Origin of the sequence: Burkholderia sp. BCC1998 (assembly GCF_905339875.1) — a bacterium.
Classification (GTDB): Bacteria; Pseudomonadota; Gammaproteobacteria; order Burkholderiales; family Burkholderiaceae; genus Burkholderia.
Window position 1 is genome coordinate 556,972 of record NZ_CAJPHE010000001.1, and the last position, 15,671, is coordinate 572,642.

Consider the following 15,671-nt stretch of genomic DNA (forward strand, 5'->3'; position numbering starts at 1 on the left):
ATTCATTCGTTGGGGGATAGGATGCAACGACGCTTCATGCTGAAGTTCGCGGCCGCATTCGGCGCGGCCGCACTGTTCGCGAGCGCGCACGCGCAGACCGAAATCATCAAGGTGGGCGTGACGGGCGGCCCGCACGCGCAGATCATGGAGGTGGTGAAGAAGGTCGCGGCCAAGGGCGGCCTCGACATCCGCGTCGTCGAATTCTCGGATTACGTGCAACCGAACGCGGCGCTCGCGTCCGGCGATCTCGACGCGAACAGCTACCAGCACGATCCGTATCTGCAGGCGCAGGTGAAGGATCGCGGCTACAAGCTGATCAAGGTCGCGGAGACCGTCACGTTCCCGATGGGCATCTATTCGAAGCGGGTGAAGTCGCTGGCCGAGTTGAAGCCGGGCGCGCGCATCGCGGTGCCGAACGATCCGACCAACGGCGGCCGTGCGCTGCTGTTGCTGCAGAAGCAGGGGCTGCTGAAGCTGCGCGCGGACGCCGGGCTGAAGGCGACGCCGCTCGACATCGTCGACAACCCGCGCAAGCTGAAGATCGTCGAGCTCGATGCGGCGCAGATTCCGCGCTCGCTCGGCGACGTCGACGCGGCGGCGATCAATACCAACTACGCGATGGAAGCGGGGTTGAAACCGAAACAGGATGCGATCGCGATCGAGGGCCCGACCGGCCCGTACGCGAACGTTCTCGCGATTCGCGAGGCCGACCGGGGCAAGCCGTGGGTCGCGAAGCTGGTCGCGGCTTATCATTCCGCGGAAGTGAAGCAGTTCATCGAACAGAAGTTCGGCGGCGCGGTGATCGCTGCCTGGTAACACGTGATGCGGGGCGCGCCCGGTGACGATTAGAGTCGATGATCGAAAACCCGGGCTTTGCGTCCGGGTTTTTTCTCTTTTAAAATAGAACGACCGTTCGCTATTGCCGGCGCGCCGAAGAGGCGCGCTATCCTCGATAGCCGCGATGGATTGGTCCGCTTGGCCGCGCAGTCATGAGGCCTCGCTATAGAATGGCCTCTGGTCGTATTCGTAACTTTGGAGCGTGTGCATGAAAATCCTGGTGCCAGTGAAAAGAGTGGTCGATTACAACGTGAAGGTCCGCGTGAAGTCGGACAACACGGGCGTCGACATCGCGAACGTGAAGATGTCGATGAACCCGTTCGACGAAATCGCCGTTGAAGAAGCCGTGCGCCTGAAGGAAGCCGGTGTGGCGACTGAAGTGATCGCCGTGTCGGTCGGTGTCGCGCAAGCGCAGGAAACGCTGCGCACGGCGCTGGCGATCGGCGCGGATCGCGCGATCCTCGTCGAGTCGAACGACAGCGTCGAGCCGCTGGCCGTCGCGAAGATCCTGAAGGCGCTGGTCGACAAGGAACAGCCGCAACTCGTGATCCTCGGCAAGCAGGCGATCGACGACGATTCGAACCAGACGGGCCAGATGCTGGCTGCGCTGGCTGGCCTGCCGCAAGCGACGTTCGCGTCGAAGGTGACGATCGCCGACGGCAAGGCAACGGTTGCACGCGAAGTCGACGGCGGCGCGGAAACGCTGTCGCTGTCGCTGCCGGCGGTCGTGACGACCGACCTGCGCCTGAACGAGCCGCGCTACGTGACGCTGCCGAACATCATGAAGGCGAAGAAGAAGCCGCTGGAAACGGTGAAGCCGGAAGACCTCGGCGTGGATGTCACGCCGCGTCTGAAGACGCTGAAGGTGGCCGAGCCGCCGAAGCGCGCGGCCGGCGTGAAGGTGCCGGACGTGAAGACGCTGGTCGAGAAGCTGAAGACCGAAGCCAAGGTGCTGTAAGAGGGAGCGGAAAGAAATGACGATTCTGGTGATTGCAGAACACGACAACGCGTCGATCAAGGCCGCGACGCTGAATACGGTGGCGGCGGCAGCGAAGATCGGTGGCGACATCCACGTGCTGGTCGCGGGCCACAACGCGCAAGCGGCTGCCGATGCAGCAGCGAAGATCGCAGGTGTGTCGAAGGTGTTGCTGGCCGATGCGCCGCAACTCGAAGCGGGCCTCGCGGAAAACGTCGAGGCGACCGCGCTGAACATCGCGAAGGACTATTCGCACATCCTGGCTCCGGCTACCGCCTACGGCAAGAACATCGCACCGCGTATCGCCGCGAAGCTGGACGTCGCGCAGATCTCGGACATCACGGCGGTCGATTCGGCCGACACGTTCGAGCGCCCGATCTACGCGGGCAACGCGATCGCGACGGTGCAGTCGAGCGACCCGATCAAGGTCATCACGGTGCGTGCGACGGGTTTCGATCCGGTGGCAGCGGAAGGCGGCAGCGCAGCGGTCGAGAAGATCGACGCGGCGGCGGACGCAGGCAAGTCGCAGTTCGTGAGCCGTGAAGTGACGAAGCTGGACCGTCCGGAACTGACGTCGGCGAGCATCATCGTGTCGGGTGGCCGCGGCCTGGGCAGCGGCGAGAACTACACGAAGGTTCTCGAGCCGCTGGCCGACAAGCTGAGCGCCGCACTCGGCGCATCGCGCGCGGCAGTCGACGCCGGCTACGTGCCGAACGACTACCAGGTCGGCCAGACCGGCAAGATCGTCGCACCGCAGCTGTACATCGCGGTCGGCATCTCGGGTGCGATCCAGCATCTGGCCGGCATGAAGGATTCGAAGGTGATCGTCGCGATCAACAAGGATCCGGAAGCACCGATCTTCAGCGTGGCCGACTACGGCCTCGTCGGCGATCTGTTCGCGCTCGTGCCGGAGCTCGTGAACGAGCTGGGCTGACGCTGCGTGACTTGATGCTTCGGCAGCAAGTCGTACGAAAGGGGCGCGATGAGCGCCCTTTTTTTGTGCAATGGCAGAAGGGGCGGGGACGCATCTGTCTTCGATGCAGCGCATCGCCATCGCACCATGCCGTACGGAACAGTTTTTGTGCGAGCAGATGGGACCGAAGCATCGATCGCCGGAGCGAAGGGGCAACGCGCGTGCGCGTTGACGCAAGCCCCCTTTCCGAGCCGGTATCGCATGCGCTGAAACGAAAAAGGCGCCCTGACGGGCGCCTTCTCCATTGATACCGACCGGCCTGCGTCGCCGCGGGCCGTCCCGACTTATGCGTATGCCGGGCGCGTCTGGCCGGCCACGTCCTTCAGGTAGCGATGCACCGACAGGTCGTCGGCCTGGATCGCCGGCTTCTTGCCCGAGATCAGGTCGGCGAGCAACTGGCCCGATCCGCACGACATCGTCCAGCCGAGCGTGCCGTGGCCGGTGTTCAGGAACAGGTTCGAGACCGGCGTGCGGCCGACGATCGGCGTGCCGTCCGGCGTCATCGGGCGCAGGCCCGTCCAGAAGGTTGCCTTCGACGTGTCGCCGCCGCCCGGGAACAGGTCGTTCACGCACATTTCCAGCGTTTCGCGGCGCGCTGCGCGCAGGTTCTTGTCGAAACCGACGATTTCCGCCATGCCGCCGACACGGATGCGCTGGTCGAAACGCGTGATCGCGATCTTGTAGGTTTCGTCGAGCACCGTCGACACGGGGGCGGCCGCCTCGTCGACGATCGGCGCGGTGATCGAATAGCCCTTCAGCGGATAGACCGGAATCTTCATCAGGTTCGAGACGAAGCGGGTCGAGTACGAGCCGAGCGCGACGACGTACGCATCCGCGCGCACCGTCTCGCTGCCGCACTGCACGCCGGCAATCTTGCCGCCCGCGATCGCGAGCGCGTCGATCGGCGTGTTGTAGCGGAACTTCACGCCGAGCGATTCCGCGAGCGCCGCGAGGCGCGTCGTGAACAGCTGGCAGTCGCCCGTTTCGTCGCCGGGCAGGCGCAGGCCGCCGGTCAGCTTGTGCGACACGGCGGCGAGCGCCGGTTCGGCATTTTTCAGTTCGGCCGGCGACAGCAGTTCGAACGGCACGTTCGCTTCCTGCAGCACCGCGATGTCCTTCGCCGCGCCGTCGAGTTGCTGTTGCGTGCGGAACAGCTGCAGCGTGCCGCCCGTGCGCCCTTCGTACTCGATGCCCGTGTCGGCGCGCAGCGCCTGCAGGCAATCGCGGCTGTATTCGGCGAGGCGGACCATGCGGCCCTTGTTGACCGCATAGCGCTCGGCCGTGCAGTTGCGCAGCATCTGCCACATCCACTGGAGCTGGAAGCGCGTGCCGTCGAGGCGGATTGCGAGCGGCGCGTGCTTCTCGAACATCCACTTGACGGCCTTCAGCGGCACGCCGGGCGCGGCCCACGGCGCCGCATAGCCGGGCGAGATCTGACCTGCGTTTGCGAAGCTCGTCTCGAGCGCCGGGCCGGCTTCCCGGTCGATCACCGTGACTTCATGACCGGCGCGCGCGAGGTAATACGCGCTTGCCACGCCCACCACACCGCTGCCCAGAATGACGACTCGCATAGCTGCTCCAGATGGAAGGGATCAGGTCGAGGCCGGGCGCACCTGCGTCTCCGTGTAACCTCTAGCTGATCTAGTTTTTTGCGCTATGTTATTGTCGAATGTGTAGGTTTTGTTATCGTATTTTTCAGGTTTTCAGCATAAACAAATGAGAACGCAACGCCAGCCAGTACGCTCGCTCGACAAGCTCGACCGGCGCATCCTGAAACTGCTCCAGGACGACGGCCGGATGGCGATGAAGGACCTCGCGGAACAGGTCGGACTGACCGTCACGCCGTGCATCGAGCGCGTGCGGCGCATGGAGCGCGACGGCGTGATCACCGGCTACCACGCGCGTGTCGATCCTCACCAGTTGGATGCCGCGCTGCTGGTGTTCGTCGAGATCACACTTGGCCACAAGGGCGGCAACATGTTCGAGCAGTTCCGCCGCGAAGTGATGAAGATCGACGAGGTGCTCGAATGTCATCTCGTGTCCGGCGACTTCGACTACCTGATCAAGGCGCGGATCGGTGAAATGGCCGACTATCGCAAGCTGCTCGGCGACATCCTGCTGCAACTTCCCGGCGCGGTGCAGTCGAAGAGCTATGTCGTGATGGAGGAAATCAAGGAGACGCTGACGATTTCGGTCGGCGAATGAGCGCGGCGGGGGCCTGCTGCCGGCCCCGCTATCTCGCCCTTGGCATGCTGCACCCAATACTGTATAAATATACAGTATTGGGTGCAGGCGAATGGGTGAGCACATGGACGGTCGGTCCGACAACGAGTTTCCGATAGCGCCGCCGGCGCCCCGCAAGGGGCGCGGTGCGGTCGACAATCTCCAGGGGCGGTACGAAACGGCACTGCGCGAAGCGGTCGACGACGGCTGGACGCACGAATCGGACGACACCGATCTGCCTGCTCCGCTGCGTACCCAGGTGTTCGAGGAGCGCGCGAAGAGCATCCTGACGCACAACCAGTCGCCGGACATTCCGTTCAGCGTGTCGCTCAATCCGTATCGCGGCTGCGAGCATGGCTGCATCTACTGCTTCGCACGGCCGACCCATAGCTATCTCGGCCTGTCGCCGGGGCTCGATTTCGAGAGCCGCATCTACGCGAAGGTCAACGCGGCCGAACTGCTCGAGCGCGAGATTTCGCGCAAGCGCTACGTGCCGGAGCCGATCGCGCTCGGCGTCAACACCGATGCATACCAGCCCGTCGAGCGCGATCTGCGCATCACGCGCAGCGTGATCCAGGTGATGCACGATTACGGGCTGCCGTTCGCCGCGATCACGAAATCGTCGCTGATCGAGCGCGATCTGGATCTGCTGACCCCGATGGCCGAGCGCGGGCAGGTGATGGCCGCAGTCACGATCACGACGCTCGACGCCGATCTCGCGCGCACGCTCGAGCCGCGTGCGGCGACACCGGCGCGCCGGCTGCGTACGATCCGCGCACTGCGCGACGCGGGCGTGCCGGTGGGTGTGAGCATTGCACCGATAATCCCGTTCGTCACCGAGCCGGACATGGAGCGTGTGCTGGAAGCCTGTGCGGAAGCCGGCGCGACGCACGCGAGCTACATCATCCTGCGGCTGCCGTGGGAGGTCGCGCCACTGTTCAAGAACTGGCTTGCCGCGCATTTCCCCGATCGAGCGGAGCGCGTGATGAATCGCGTGCGCGACATGCGCGGCGGGAAGGACTACGACTCGGATTTCTCGAAACGGATGAAGGGCGAGGGGATCTGGGCCGACCTGTTGCGGCAGCGTTTCCGTCAGGCCGTGAAGCGGCTCGGGTTGAACGAGCGCAGGAACGGCATTCTGGATCTGTCGCAGTTTCGCGGTGCGCCGGCGGCCGGGGCGGCCGCGCCGCGCACGGTGAAGGGCGCAACTGGCGCGAAATCGCGCGACGACTTGCAGATGAGCCTGTTCTGACCGACCCGCGTCGGCAGCTTACTGCGAGATTTGCTTCGCCGCTTCGACTTGCGACTCGAAATACGTCTGGAACGACAGCGCGAGCGCGGTCATCAGCAGGAACGCGCCAATCAGCAGCGAGAAGATCACGATGAAGATCACCGTCCAGCCTGACCGGCTGTGCTTGCCCGTGTCGGCATTGAATTGCGCGTCCCATTTCTCGTCGGGGCGCAGGCCGTAGACGAGCGCGGCGAGGAACGCGGCCAGCAGCGAGATCGCACCCGGCACGGCGAGCCACCAGCCGAGGCCGGCACTGCGCTGGGTCGCGGCGAGCAGCAGGAAACCCGGGATGCCGACAATCGTCGCGAGCAGGTGCGCCCAGCCGTACACGTCGCGCAAGCCGTACAGGTAGAAGCGGTGCGCGCCGAGCGAACCGAACAGGAACGCGAGGGCGGCGGTGAGCGTCTTGGAGCGGAAGCGGCGGGGCGATGCGGTGCTGCTGGACATGGGTGGTGGCGGATTATCGGTGGCATGGGCGGCCGGCAGGCCGGCGCAGGGCGCTCGGGCCCGGCACGCATTCTACGATGCCCGGTCGGGCCCGGTCACCCCTCCGCTGCGTCAAGGTGCCGCATAGGTGACACGGTAGATGGCGCCCGCGTAGTCGTCGCTGACGAGCAGCGAGCCGTCCGGTAGCGGCAGTACGTCGGCCGGGCGTCCCCACACGCTGCCGTCCGCGCGCAGCCAGCCCGTGATGAACGGCGTCTGGCGCGTATGACTGCCGTCGGCCGACACGACAGCGCGCATCACGCGGTAGCCGACCTTCGTGCTGCGATTCCACGAACCGTGCTCGGCAATGAAGATGTTGTTGCGATACGACGCCGGAAACATCGGCCCCGTATAGAAGCGCATGCCGAGCGCCGCGACGTGCGCGCCGAGTTTCAGCGCGGGCGGCGCGTAGCGCCGGCACACGTCGGGGCTCCCGAATTCGGGGTCGGGCGTGTCGCCGCCATGGCAGTACGGAAAGCCGAAATCGAGGCCCGCGCGCGGCGCACGGTTCAGCTTGTCGTCGGGCACGTCGTCGCCCATCATGTCGCGCCCGTTGTCGGTGAACCATAGCTCGCCCGAATCGGGGTGCCACGCGAAGCCGACGGTATTGCGCACGCCGCGGGCAAATACTTCGCGGTTGCTGCCGTCGGCGTGCATGCGTGCGATGATCGCGTATCGGCTGCGATCGGCGAGGCAGACGTTGCACGGTGCGCCGACCGGCACGTAGAGCTTGCCGTCGGGGCCGAACGCGATGAATTTCCAGCCGTGATGATGATCGGTCGGCAGCGCGTCCGTCACGACCGCCGGCGCGGGCGGCCTGGCGAGCCGGTCGTCGATGTGGTCGAGGCGCAGGATGCGCGACACGGCGGAGATATAGAGGGCGCCATCGCGATATGCGACGCCGACGGGCGTGTCGAGCCCCGACGCGATTACATGGCGGGCAGTGATCCGGCCCGCCTGCATCACGAAGGCATGTACGCGGCCTTCCTGCGAGCCGACATACAGGATGCCGCGCGGCGACCACGCCATTTCACGGGCGGTCGGCACGGCGTTGGTCAGCACGTCGACATGGAAGCCGGGCGGCACGACGAGTTCGTCCACCGGTGGTGCGGCGCAAGCCGAGGCGGATGCGAGACAGGTGACGAGGCCGGTCAGCAAGCCTGCGAGGCGGTGCTGCGCGCGGCGCGCCGGGGTGACGCGAAATAGCGGCATGGCGGCGGGGAGCGTCGTGGACACGACGATTGTATGCCCGGCGAACAGGGCGTCTGCGGAATTTTTGCGCGTAAGTGTTTGTTGTGGCTTTGGTTTCCGGCTATAATCGCACGTTTCAGTAGTTTCGAACCCGGTTTTCCCGAAGGATTTCATATGGTTATCATCCGTCTGGCTCGCGGCGGCTCGAAGAAGCGCCCGTTCTACAACATCGTTGCTACCGATTCGCGCAACCGTCGTGACGGCCGCTTCATCGAGCGCGTCGGCTTCTACAACCCGGTCGCCACGAAGGGCGAATCGCTGCGTATCGCTCAGGACCGCCTGACGTACTGGCAAGGCGTTGGCGCGCAACTGTCGCCGACCGTCCAGCGTCTCGTGAAGGAAGCGCAAAAGGCGCAACCGGCTGCCTAACATGGCGCGGTGTGCCGGTCGTGCCGGCTGCAAGGAGCATTGATGTCCGGTCACGATTCCGGTAACGCAAGGCGCGGGCGAGCGTCGTTTGGCGCATTCGTCCGCAAGCCGGTCGAGCGCGACACTGTCGCGAGCGCCGGTACGGCTGCCGAGCAGGGCAGTCTCGAAGCGGTGCAAGCCTGGCCCGACGATGCTGTCGAGGTCGGTGCAGTAGTCGACGCCTACGGCCTGAAAGGCTGGGTCAAGGTGGCGACGCATGCCGACGCCGGTCGCGGCGGCGATGCGCTGCTCACAGCGCGCCGCTGGTGGCTGGAACGGGGTGGGGAGCGGTTGTCCGCCCGCATCCTGCAGTCGAAGACGCACGGCGACACGGTCGTCGCGCATACCGCGGGTGTCAGCGACCGCGATGCCGCACTGGCTTTGCGCGGCTTTCGCGTGTTCGTGCGCCGGGAAGATTTCCCGGCATTGTCCGCGGACGAATTCTATTGGGTCGACCTGATCGGCCTCGAGGTCGTCAACGAGCAATCGGTGGCGCTCGGGACGGTGAGCGGGATGATCGACAACGGCGTGCATTCGATCATGCGCGTCGAGTATCCGGCAGTCGGCAAGGATGGTCGGCCGACCACCGACGAGCGGCTGATTCCGTTCGTCGGCGTCTACGTCAAGACGGTGGATCAGGCGGCACGTCGCATCGTCGTCGACTGGGAAGCCGATTACTAATGAACCAGGTTACGGAGAGCGCGGTGCAGTTCGACGTCGTCACGCTCTTTCCCGAAATGTTCCGCGCGCTGACCGACTGGGGAATCACCAGCCGGGCCGTGAAGCAGGAGCGCTTCGGGTTGCGCACCTGGAATCCGCGTGATTTCACGACGGACAACTACCGCACGGTCGACGATCGCCCGTACGGCGGCGGTCCGGGCATGGTGATGCTGGCCAGGCCGCTCGAGGCCGCGATCGGTGCTGCGAAAGCCGCGCAGGCGGAGCAGGGCGTCGCGAGCACGCGGGTGGTGATGATGTCGCCGCAAGGTGCGCCGTTCACGCACGAACGTGCGGTGCGGATGGCGCAGGAGCCCGGTGTCATCGTGCTGTGCGGTCGCTACGAGGCGATCGATCAGCGTCTGCTCGACCGTTGTGTCGACGAGGAAATCAGCCTCGGCGATTTCGTTCTGTCCGGCGGCGAACTGCCGGCGATGGCGATGATGGATGCCGTCGTGCGCCTGTTGCCCGGCGTGCTGAACGATGCGCAGTCGGCCGTGCAGGACAGCTTCGCCGACGGGCTGCTCGATTGCCCGCACTACACGCGCCCCGAGGAATACGAGGGAATGCGCGTGCCGGACGTGCTGCTCGGCGGGCATCATGCCGAGATCGAGAAGTGGCGGCGGCAGGAAGCATTGAAGAATACGTTGCGGAAGCGGCCGGACCTGATCGTCCGGGCGCGCCGCGAGAAGTTGCTGAGTCGTGCCGACGAGGCGTGGCTTGCGAACCTCGCACGCGAAGCGAAGAACGCCTCCTGAGGCGGCGTCGCGGACGGGAAATGGCGGTGCCGTGCATGTGTGTGCGGTGCCTGATGTGAATCCATCCTCTATCGGGGCCAGGCCTGGAAACGGGCGGGTGCAAACGCCGACAAGATGGCATAAGGAGTCAGTAATGAATCTGATCGCAAAACTTGAGCAGGAAGAGATCGAGCGCGCGCTCGCCGGCAAGACGATCCCCGATTTCGCCCCGGGCGACACGGTGATCGTGAACGTGAACGTGGTTGAAGGTAACCGCAAGCGCGTTCAGGCTTACGAAGGCGTCGTGATCGCGATTCGCAACCGCGGCCTGAACTCGAACTTCATCGTCCGCAAGATCTCGTCGGGCGAAGGCGTCGAGCGTACGTTCCAGACGTACTCGCCGCTGCTGGCGAGCATCGTCGTGAAGCGTCGCGGTGATGTGCGTCGTGCGAAGCTGTACTACCTGCGCGAGCGTTCGGGCAAGTCGGCTCGTATCAAGGAAAAGCTGGTGTCGAAGGATCGCGCCGCAGCAGCTTCCCAAGAGTAAGAGCTGTAAGGAAAAAGCACCCACCCGGGTGCTTTTTTCATTCTGGCGCGACAATATGCTCGTTATGTCACGAACACGAGAGCCCCATTGAATCGCCGCCCCATCATCGATCCCGAAGTGCTGCCGGTTGAAGGCACCGGCGCGGGCCTGCCGTCCATCGAGTCCCGCCTGATGACGCCGCCCGGGCTGCGCGAGCGTTTTGCGCGCACGCTCGAATGGAGCGTCGAGCCCGGCGAGGCGCGGCTGCAGGAGGGCGTCGACCCGCGCAGCGCCGCCGTCCTCATCCCGCTCGTCGTTCGCGAGAGCGGCCTCACCGTGCTGCTGACCCAGCGCGCCGATCACCTGAACGACCATGCCGGGCAGATCAGCTTCCCCGGCGGCCGTCGCGAGCCGTTCGATCGCGATGCGACGGCAACCGCGTTGCGCGAGGCGAAGGAAGAAATCGGACTGGCCGCCGAGCCGGTGGAGATTCTCGGTGCGCTGCCCGACTACCTGACGGGGACCGGTTTCTGCGTGACGCCCGTCGTGGCGCTCGTGCATCCGCCGTTCACCGTGCAGGCCGACACGTTCGAAGTCGCCGAGATTTTCGAGGTGCCGCTCGCGTTCCTGATGAGCCCCGCGAACCACCAGGTGCGCGTGTTCCGCTGGGAAGGCGGCGAGCGTCGTTTTTTTGCGATGCCCTATCCCAGTGGCGAATCAGCCGGGCATTACTTCATCTGGGGCGCAACTGCCGGCATGTTGCGCAATCTCTACCGCTTCTTGGCAGCCGGCTGACTTCCCGCGCTGTGCGGCGCGCGCGGCCGGCCGCCGGGCGATCGCATCGTCAGCCATGCGTCGCTTACGCTGTGCTATCGTTACGCAAAAAATGACATAACTCCGAAGACGGCGCACGCATGACTTTCTTTTCGGTTCTCCTCGCTCTCATCATCGAACAGGTCCGCGCGTTGTCGCCGAGCAATCCGGTGTTCGCGCTGTTCCAGTTTCACGCGGAAACCGTCGCGCATGGCCTCGACGCCGGCAAGCAAAAGCATGGCGTGCTCGCATGGCTCGCGGTCGTGCTGCCGTGGGTGCTGATCGTCGCGCTGATCTACTTCCTGCTGTACAAGGTGAGCTTCGTGCTGGCGTTCATCTGGAACGTCGCCGTCGTGTATTTCACGCTCGGTTTCCGCCAGTTCAGCCACTACTTCACCGATATCCATCTCGCGCTCAACAACGACGACGTGCCGCGCGCGCGTGAAATCCTGCACGAGTGGACGGGCCTCGACACGGTCGACATGCCGGTCGGCGAAATCGTCCGTCATACGCTGATTCATGCGGTCGTTGCGTCGCATCGTCACGTGTTCGGCGTGTTCTTCTGGTACGTGCTGCCGATCGGTCCGGCCGGCGCCGTGCTGTACCGCATCTCCGAATATCTCGCGCGCAGCTGGTCGACGCCGGGCGACGATCGCACGGCCGCGTTCTCGACGTTCGCGCAGCGCGCGTTCTTCGTGATCGACTGGATTCCGTCGCGGCTGACCGCGCTCGGTTTCGCGATCGTCGGCAACTTCGAGGACGCGATCTACGCGTGGCGCAATCACACGCGCCAGTGGCCCGACCCGAACGACGGCGTGCTGCTCGCGGCCGGCAGCGGCGCGCTCGGCGCGCGTCTCGCGGGGCCGCTCGCGGAACCATCGAGCCTCGACGCACTGGCGGTCGGCGACAGCGGCCCGTTGACGGTCGGTGACGATTGCACGCCGCGCACGCTGCAGTCCGCGGTTGGCCTGGTGTGGCGCGCCGTGATCCTGTGGATGATCCTGCTGTTGATGCTGACGCTGGCCGTCTGGGTATCGTGACGCGGCAGCGCAGTGCGCGATGAAACGAAAAGGCCGGCTTCATGCCGGCCTTTTTGCTGTGCGTGACCCATTCGCTCAGTCGTCGAGCGGATCGCGTATGGCGCCACATTGCCAGCAGGCGGTGAACTGGGCCTCGAGCGCCTCGCCGCACTGACGGCAGCGCCACGGCGCGGCGCCGGCCGACGGGCCGTGCGACGCGGCATCGAGAAGCCGCCGCGCGAGCGCATCGTCGCGCTCGTCGTCGAGCCACAGCTCGGGCGTGCACGCGTCGGCGGGCAGGCCGCCGAGCGCACCGGTCGCGTAGCAGTTGTGCAACTCGCAGCCGATGCCGGCCACCTGCAGCACGTTCGCCCAATGCTGCGCGGTGGCGAGATCGGGGGCCTTGAAACGCATCGCGGCTCCTGTCGGTGAAGGCCGGGCGGGGCACCGGCCGCCTTCTGCCCGCCGCGGTCAGCGGACGATCTGGCTTGCCTCGTGCACGAGCTGCGCGTAAAGCGCATGCCGCGACGGTGCAATGCGGCCGTCGGCGACGGCCTCGAGAATCGCGCAGCCCGGCTCGTGCAGATGATGGCAATTATAGAAACGGCAGTCCGCGAGCAGCGGGCGGAATTCCGGGAACGCGCGCTCGAGGCGGCCTTCCGTCAGGTGGTAGAGGCCGAATTCCTGGAAACCCGGCGAATCGATCAGCGCGCCGCCGCCGTCGAGCGGGTAGAGGCGCGTGAACGTCGTCGTGTGGCGGCCGCTGTTGAGCGCGGCCGAGATTTCGCGGGTCGCGGCCTCGGCATCGGGCACGAGCAGGTTCACGAGCGTCGACTTGCCCATCCCGGACTGGCCGAGCAGGATGGTCGAATGGCCGGCCAGATGCGGCATCAGCTGCGCACGCGCATCGTCGGGCGCGCCCTTCACCGACAGCTCGAGCACGTCGTAGCCGAGCGCGCGGTAGGGCGCGAGGCGCTCGCGGGCGACCGGCAGCGCGGCCTCGACGTCGATCTTGTTCAGCACGACGAGCGGCTTCAGTTCGTTCGCTTCGGCCGCGATCAGTGCGCGACCGAGCAGGTCCTCGCTGAAATAGGGCTCGGTCGCGAGCACGATCAGCAGCTGGTCGAGGTTGGCCGCGAACAGCTTCGACTTGAACTGGTCGGAGCGGTACAGCAGGTTGCGCCGCTCGCCGATCTCGACGATCACGCCCTGGTCGGCCGACGCCTGCTCGTACACGACGCGGTCGCCGACCGCGATCTCGCTTTTCTTGCCGCGCGGGAAGCACTGCAGCATCGGGCCGCCGTCGTCGGGCGCGACGATGTAGTGGCGGCCGTGCGCCGCGATCACGCGGCCTTCGACACGCGGCGCGCCCGACGCGCGCGGGGCCGGCTTGCGGGAGGTCGGCCGGCTCATGCGTGCTGCATCAGGCGGTCGATCCGCTGCGACGCGGGCGGATGCGAGTAGTAGAAGGCCGTGTAGACGGGGTCCGGCGTGAGCGTCGACGCGTTGTCCTCATAAAGCTTCACGAGCGCGCTGACGAGATCCTGCGCGTCGGTCTGGCTGGCCGCGAACGCGTCGGCCTCGAATTCGTGCTTGCGCGACGTCAGGCTGCTGAACGGAGTTGCAAAGAACAGGAACACGGGGATCGCGAGGAAGAACAGCACGAGCGCGGCGCCCGCGTTGCTCGTGTCGAGCGACGGCGTGACGCCAAGGCCCGTATAGAACCAGGTGCGCTGCGCGAGCCAGCCGAGGAGCGCGAGCAGCACGAGGCTCAGCACGAACGACACGAGCATCCGCTTCATCACGTGGCGGCGCTTGAAGTGGCCGAGCTCGTGGGCGAGCACGGCCTCGATTTCCTGGCCCGTCAGCCGCGCGAGCAGCGTGTCGAAGAACACGATCCGCTTCGATGCGCCGAAGCCCGTGAAGTACGCGTTGCCGTGCGCGGAACGGCGGCTGCCGTCCATCACGAACAGCCCCTTCGCCGCGAAGCCGCACCGTTTCATCAGCGACTCGATGCGCGCGCGCAGCGCTTCGTCCTTCAGCGGTTCGAACTTGTTGAAGATCGGCGCGATGAAGGTCGGATAGATCAGCAGCACGAGCATCTGGAACGCGACCCAGACGATCCAGGTCCACAGCCACCACAGGGTGCCGGCCTGGTTCATCAGCCACAGCACGACGAACAGCAGCGGCAGGCCGAGCACGGCGCCGAGCAGCGTGTTCTTCAGCATGTCGGTGAAGAACAGGCGCTTGGTCATCCGGTTGAAGCCGAACCGCTGCTCGATCCCGAACTGGCGGTAATACTCGAACGGCACGTCGATCACGCTCGTGATCGCGAGCACGGCGGCGACGAGCGCGACCTGCTGCCCGTAGCCGCGGCCGAACCAGCCCGTCAGCAGCGTGTCGAGCGCGCCGACGCCACCCAGCAGCGTGAGGCCGACCAGCACGGCCGCGCTGACGACGATCTCGAACATCGCCAGCCGGGTGCGCTCGACCGTGTAGTCGGCCGCACGCTGATGGGCAGTCAATGGAATGGTGGCGCTGAACTGCGCGGGCACGCTGTTGCGATGTGCGGCGACGAAGCGGATCTGCCGCGACGCGAGCCACAGCTTGGTGACGACCATCGCGAGCACGGCGATCGCGAACAGCAGGGTGAACGAAAAGGGTGACATCGAAGGCGCCAAAGGGTTCTATGGGAGAATTATATGTTCTTGCGGACCGGGCCCGCTCACGCGATGCCGGCCGCCCGGGCGGCGCCATGCGCCGTCCGCCATTTTCCAGGATGACTCATGACCGATACCGCCGCTTCCGCCAGCCAGCCCGCGCTCGTGCGCAACGAGTTGAACCTCGTCTGGCTCGACATGGAGATGACCGGCCTCGACCCGGATAACGACCGCATCATCGAAATCGCGGTCGTCGTGACCAACTCGACGCTCGACATCGCGGTGGAAGGCCCCGTGTTCGCGATCCACCAGAGCGACGAAACGCTCGCGAAGATGGACGACTGGAACAAGTCGACGCACGGCCGTTCCGGGCTGATCGACCGCGTGCGCGCGTCGACCGTGACCGAGGCGGACGCCGCCGCGCAGTTGCAGGCGTTCCTCTCGCAGTACGTGTCGCCCGGCAAGTCGCCGATGTGCGGCAACTCGATCTGCCAGGATCGCCGCTTCATGGCGCGCTGGATGCCGGAATTCGAACGATTCTTCCACTACCGCAACCTGGACGTCAGCACGCTCAAGGAGCTGTGCCGCCGCTGGCAGCCGGCGATCTACAAGGGCTTCCAGAAGCGTGCGATGCACACGGCGCTCGCGGACATCCACGAGTCGATCGACGAACTGAAGTACTACCGCGAGCATTTCCTGATTCCGGCCGCGTCGGCGCCGGCAGGCGAGTCCGCGCCGGCCGCCTGAGCGGGCC

Annotated in this window: 18 protein-coding genes; 12 read left to right on the plus strand and 6 right to left on the minus strand. The window is 65.7% G+C overall.

Going from position 1 to position 15,671, the window contains the following annotated elements; translation table 11 throughout:
- Window positions 1-21: 21 nt before the first annotated feature.
- The 3 genes from U5A56_RS02545 (at window position 22) to U5A56_RS02555 (ending at window position 2,747) form a co-directional block, all read left to right on the plus strand.
- The gene (locus tag U5A56_RS02545; protein WP_321920863.1) at window positions 22-816 is read left to right on the plus strand and encodes a MetQ/NlpA family ABC transporter substrate-binding protein; all 795 of its coding nucleotides are present in this window, start codon (window positions 22-24) and stop codon (window positions 814-816) included.
- Between the two features lie 229 nt (window positions 817-1,045).
- A complete protein-coding gene (locus U5A56_RS02550) occupies window positions 1,046-1,795 on the plus strand; it encodes an electron transfer flavoprotein subunit beta/FixA family protein (protein WP_321920864.1) in 750 nt (249 codons plus the stop codon).
- A 16-nt stretch (window positions 1,796-1,811) separates the two neighbouring features.
- Window positions 1,812-2,747, plus strand: coding sequence for an electron transfer flavoprotein subunit alpha/FixB family protein (locus U5A56_RS02555; protein ID WP_321920865.1), 936 nt, complete (start codon window positions 1,812-1,814; stop codon window positions 2,745-2,747).
- A 323-nt stretch (window positions 2,748-3,070) separates the two neighbouring features.
- Here U5A56_RS02555 and U5A56_RS02560 read toward each other — a convergent pair whose 3' ends face one another.
- Window positions 3,071-4,357 (minus strand): D-amino acid dehydrogenase, encoded by a 1,287-nt coding sequence (locus U5A56_RS02560; RefSeq protein ID WP_124521932.1) that lies wholly within the window; start codon window positions 4,355-4,357, stop codon window positions 3,071-3,073.
- Window positions 4,358-4,502: 145 nt separating this feature from the next.
- On the opposite strand from U5A56_RS02560, the gene U5A56_RS02565 reads away from it, so the two are divergent.
- Complete coding sequence (locus U5A56_RS02565) at window positions 4,503-4,991, plus strand: Lrp/AsnC ligand binding domain-containing protein (protein ID WP_044844820.1); 489 nt, start codon at window positions 4,503-4,505, stop codon at window positions 4,989-4,991.
- Window positions 4,992-5,082: 91 nt separating this feature from the next.
- Complete coding sequence (locus U5A56_RS02570; RefSeq protein ID WP_321920866.1) at window positions 5,083-6,261, plus strand: PA0069 family radical SAM protein; 1,179 nt, start codon at window positions 5,083-5,085, stop codon at window positions 6,259-6,261.
- Between the two features lie 18 nt (window positions 6,262-6,279).
- On the opposite strand, the gene U5A56_RS02575 is transcribed toward U5A56_RS02570, so the two are convergent.
- Both U5A56_RS02575 and U5A56_RS02580 read right to left on the minus strand, forming a co-directional pair.
- Window positions 6,280-6,747, minus strand: coding sequence for an NINE protein (locus U5A56_RS02575; protein WP_044844818.1), 468 nt, complete (start codon window positions 6,745-6,747; stop codon window positions 6,280-6,282).
- Between the two features lie 111 nt (window positions 6,748-6,858).
- Window positions 6,859-7,998 (minus strand): PQQ-dependent sugar dehydrogenase, encoded by a 1,140-nt coding sequence (locus tag U5A56_RS02580; protein ID WP_321920911.1) that lies wholly within the window; start codon window positions 7,996-7,998, stop codon window positions 6,859-6,861.
- Window positions 7,999-8,151: 153 nt separating this feature from the next.
- Here U5A56_RS02580 and rpsP point away from each other — a divergent pair, with 153 nt between their 5' ends.
- From rpsP to U5A56_RS02610, 6 genes are all read left to right on the plus strand, one after another.
- Window positions 8,152-8,406, plus strand: a complete 255-nt coding sequence (gene rpsP, locus U5A56_RS02585) for a 30S ribosomal protein S16 (RefSeq protein ID WP_006476550.1) — start codon at window positions 8,152-8,154, stop codon at window positions 8,404-8,406.
- A 42-nt stretch (window positions 8,407-8,448) separates the two neighbouring features.
- On the plus strand, window positions 8,449-9,126 hold the full coding sequence (gene rimM / locus U5A56_RS02590; protein ID WP_044844816.1) for a ribosome maturation factor RimM: 678 nt from the start codon (window positions 8,449-8,451) through the stop codon (window positions 9,124-9,126).
- Window positions 9,126-9,920: a tRNA (guanosine(37)-N1)-methyltransferase TrmD gene (gene trmD / locus U5A56_RS02595; RefSeq protein ID WP_124487488.1), complete on the plus strand. Its 795-nt coding sequence runs from the start codon at window positions 9,126-9,128 to the stop codon at window positions 9,918-9,920. Before rimM ends, trmD begins: the two co-directional genes overlap by 1 nt.
- Before the next feature lie 133 nt (window positions 9,921-10,053).
- Window positions 10,054-10,446 (plus strand): 50S ribosomal protein L19, encoded by a 393-nt coding sequence (gene rplS, locus U5A56_RS02600; protein ID WP_006486838.1) that lies wholly within the window; start codon window positions 10,054-10,056, stop codon window positions 10,444-10,446.
- 87 nt (window positions 10,447-10,533) lie between these two features.
- Complete coding sequence (locus U5A56_RS02605; protein ID WP_044844814.1) at window positions 10,534-11,220, plus strand: CoA pyrophosphatase; 687 nt, start codon at window positions 10,534-10,536, stop codon at window positions 11,218-11,220.
- Between the two features lie 119 nt (window positions 11,221-11,339).
- Entirely contained in the window at window positions 11,340-12,278 is a 939-nt protein-coding gene (locus U5A56_RS02610) for a CobD/CbiB family protein (RefSeq protein WP_044844813.1), read from the plus strand.
- A gap of 75 nt (window positions 12,279-12,353) precedes the next feature.
- Here U5A56_RS02610 and U5A56_RS02615 read toward each other — a convergent pair whose 3' ends face one another.
- The 3 genes from U5A56_RS02615 to U5A56_RS02625 are packed head-to-tail and all read right to left on the minus strand — an operon-like array spanning window position 12,354 to window position 14,926.
- Entirely contained in the window at window positions 12,354-12,671 is a 318-nt protein-coding gene (locus U5A56_RS02615) for a putative signal transducing protein (RefSeq protein WP_044844812.1), read from the minus strand.
- 57 nt (window positions 12,672-12,728) lie between these two features.
- The gene (gene rsgA, locus U5A56_RS02620; RefSeq protein WP_040143718.1) at window positions 12,729-13,670 is read right to left on the minus strand and encodes a ribosome small subunit-dependent GTPase A; all 942 of its coding nucleotides are present in this window, start codon (window positions 13,668-13,670) and stop codon (window positions 12,729-12,731) included.
- Window positions 13,667-14,926, minus strand: a complete 1,260-nt coding sequence (locus tag U5A56_RS02625) for a M48 family metallopeptidase (protein WP_321920867.1) — start codon at window positions 14,924-14,926, stop codon at window positions 13,667-13,669. The genes rsgA and U5A56_RS02625 overlap by 4 nt, the downstream gene beginning before the upstream one ends.
- A 117-nt stretch (window positions 14,927-15,043) precedes the next feature.
- On the opposite strand from U5A56_RS02625, the gene orn reads away from it, so the two are divergent.
- Window positions 15,044-15,664 carry an oligoribonuclease gene (gene orn / locus U5A56_RS02630; protein ID WP_044844810.1) on the plus strand — a complete coding sequence of 207 codons (621 nt, stop codon included), beginning with the start codon at window positions 15,044-15,046 and terminating at the stop codon, window positions 15,662-15,664.
- The last annotated feature ends 7 nt before the right edge of the window (window positions 15,665-15,671 follow it).

Excerpts from the sequence above, each read along its gene's own strand:
- U5A56_RS02545 (WP_321920863.1), top strand. The coding sequence starts at position 22 with ATGCAACGACGCTTCATGCTGAAGTTCGCGGCCGCATTCGGCGCGGCC.
- U5A56_RS02550 (WP_321920864.1), top strand. The coding sequence starts at position 1,046 with ATGAAAATCCTGGTGCCAGTGAAAAGAGTGGTCGATTACAACGTGAAG.
- U5A56_RS02555 (WP_321920865.1), top strand. The coding sequence starts at position 1,812 with ATGACGATTCTGGTGATTGCAGAACACGACAACGCGTCGATCAAGGCC.
- U5A56_RS02560 (WP_124521932.1), bottom strand. The coding sequence starts at position 4,357 with ATGCGAGTCGTCATTCTGGGCAGCGGTGTGGTGGGCGTGGCAAGCGCG.
- U5A56_RS02565 (WP_044844820.1), top strand. The coding sequence starts at position 4,503 with ATGAGAACGCAACGCCAGCCAGTACGCTCGCTCGACAAGCTCGACCGG.
- U5A56_RS02570 (WP_321920866.1), top strand. The coding sequence starts at position 5,083 with ATGGGTGAGCACATGGACGGTCGGTCCGACAACGAGTTTCCGATAGCG.
- U5A56_RS02575 (WP_044844818.1), bottom strand. The coding sequence starts at position 6,747 with ATGTCCAGCAGCACCGCATCGCCCCGCCGCTTCCGCTCCAAGACGCTC.
- U5A56_RS02580 (WP_321920911.1), bottom strand. The coding sequence starts at position 7,998 with ATGCCGCTATTTCGCGTCACCCCGGCGCGCCGCGCGCAGCACCGCCTC.
- rpsP (WP_006476550.1), top strand. The coding sequence starts at position 8,152 with ATGGTTATCATCCGTCTGGCTCGCGGCGGCTCGAAGAAGCGCCCGTTC.
- rimM (WP_044844816.1), top strand. The coding sequence starts at position 8,449 with ATGTCCGGTCACGATTCCGGTAACGCAAGGCGCGGGCGAGCGTCGTTT.
- trmD (WP_124487488.1), top strand. The coding sequence starts at position 9,126 with ATGAACCAGGTTACGGAGAGCGCGGTGCAGTTCGACGTCGTCACGCTC.
- rplS (WP_006486838.1), top strand. The coding sequence starts at position 10,054 with ATGAATCTGATCGCAAAACTTGAGCAGGAAGAGATCGAGCGCGCGCTC.
- U5A56_RS02610 (WP_044844813.1), top strand. The coding sequence starts at position 11,340 with ATGACTTTCTTTTCGGTTCTCCTCGCTCTCATCATCGAACAGGTCCGC.
- U5A56_RS02615 (WP_044844812.1), bottom strand. The coding sequence starts at position 12,671 with ATGCGTTTCAAGGCCCCCGATCTCGCCACCGCGCAGCATTGGGCGAAC.
- rsgA (WP_040143718.1), bottom strand. The coding sequence starts at position 13,670 with ATGAGCCGGCCGACCTCCCGCAAGCCGGCCCCGCGCGCGTCGGGCGCG.
- U5A56_RS02625 (WP_321920867.1), bottom strand. The coding sequence starts at position 14,926 with ATGTCACCCTTTTCGTTCACCCTGCTGTTCGCGATCGCCGTGCTCGCG.
- orn (WP_044844810.1), top strand. The coding sequence starts at position 15,044 with ATGACCGATACCGCCGCTTCCGCCAGCCAGCCCGCGCTCGTGCGCAAC.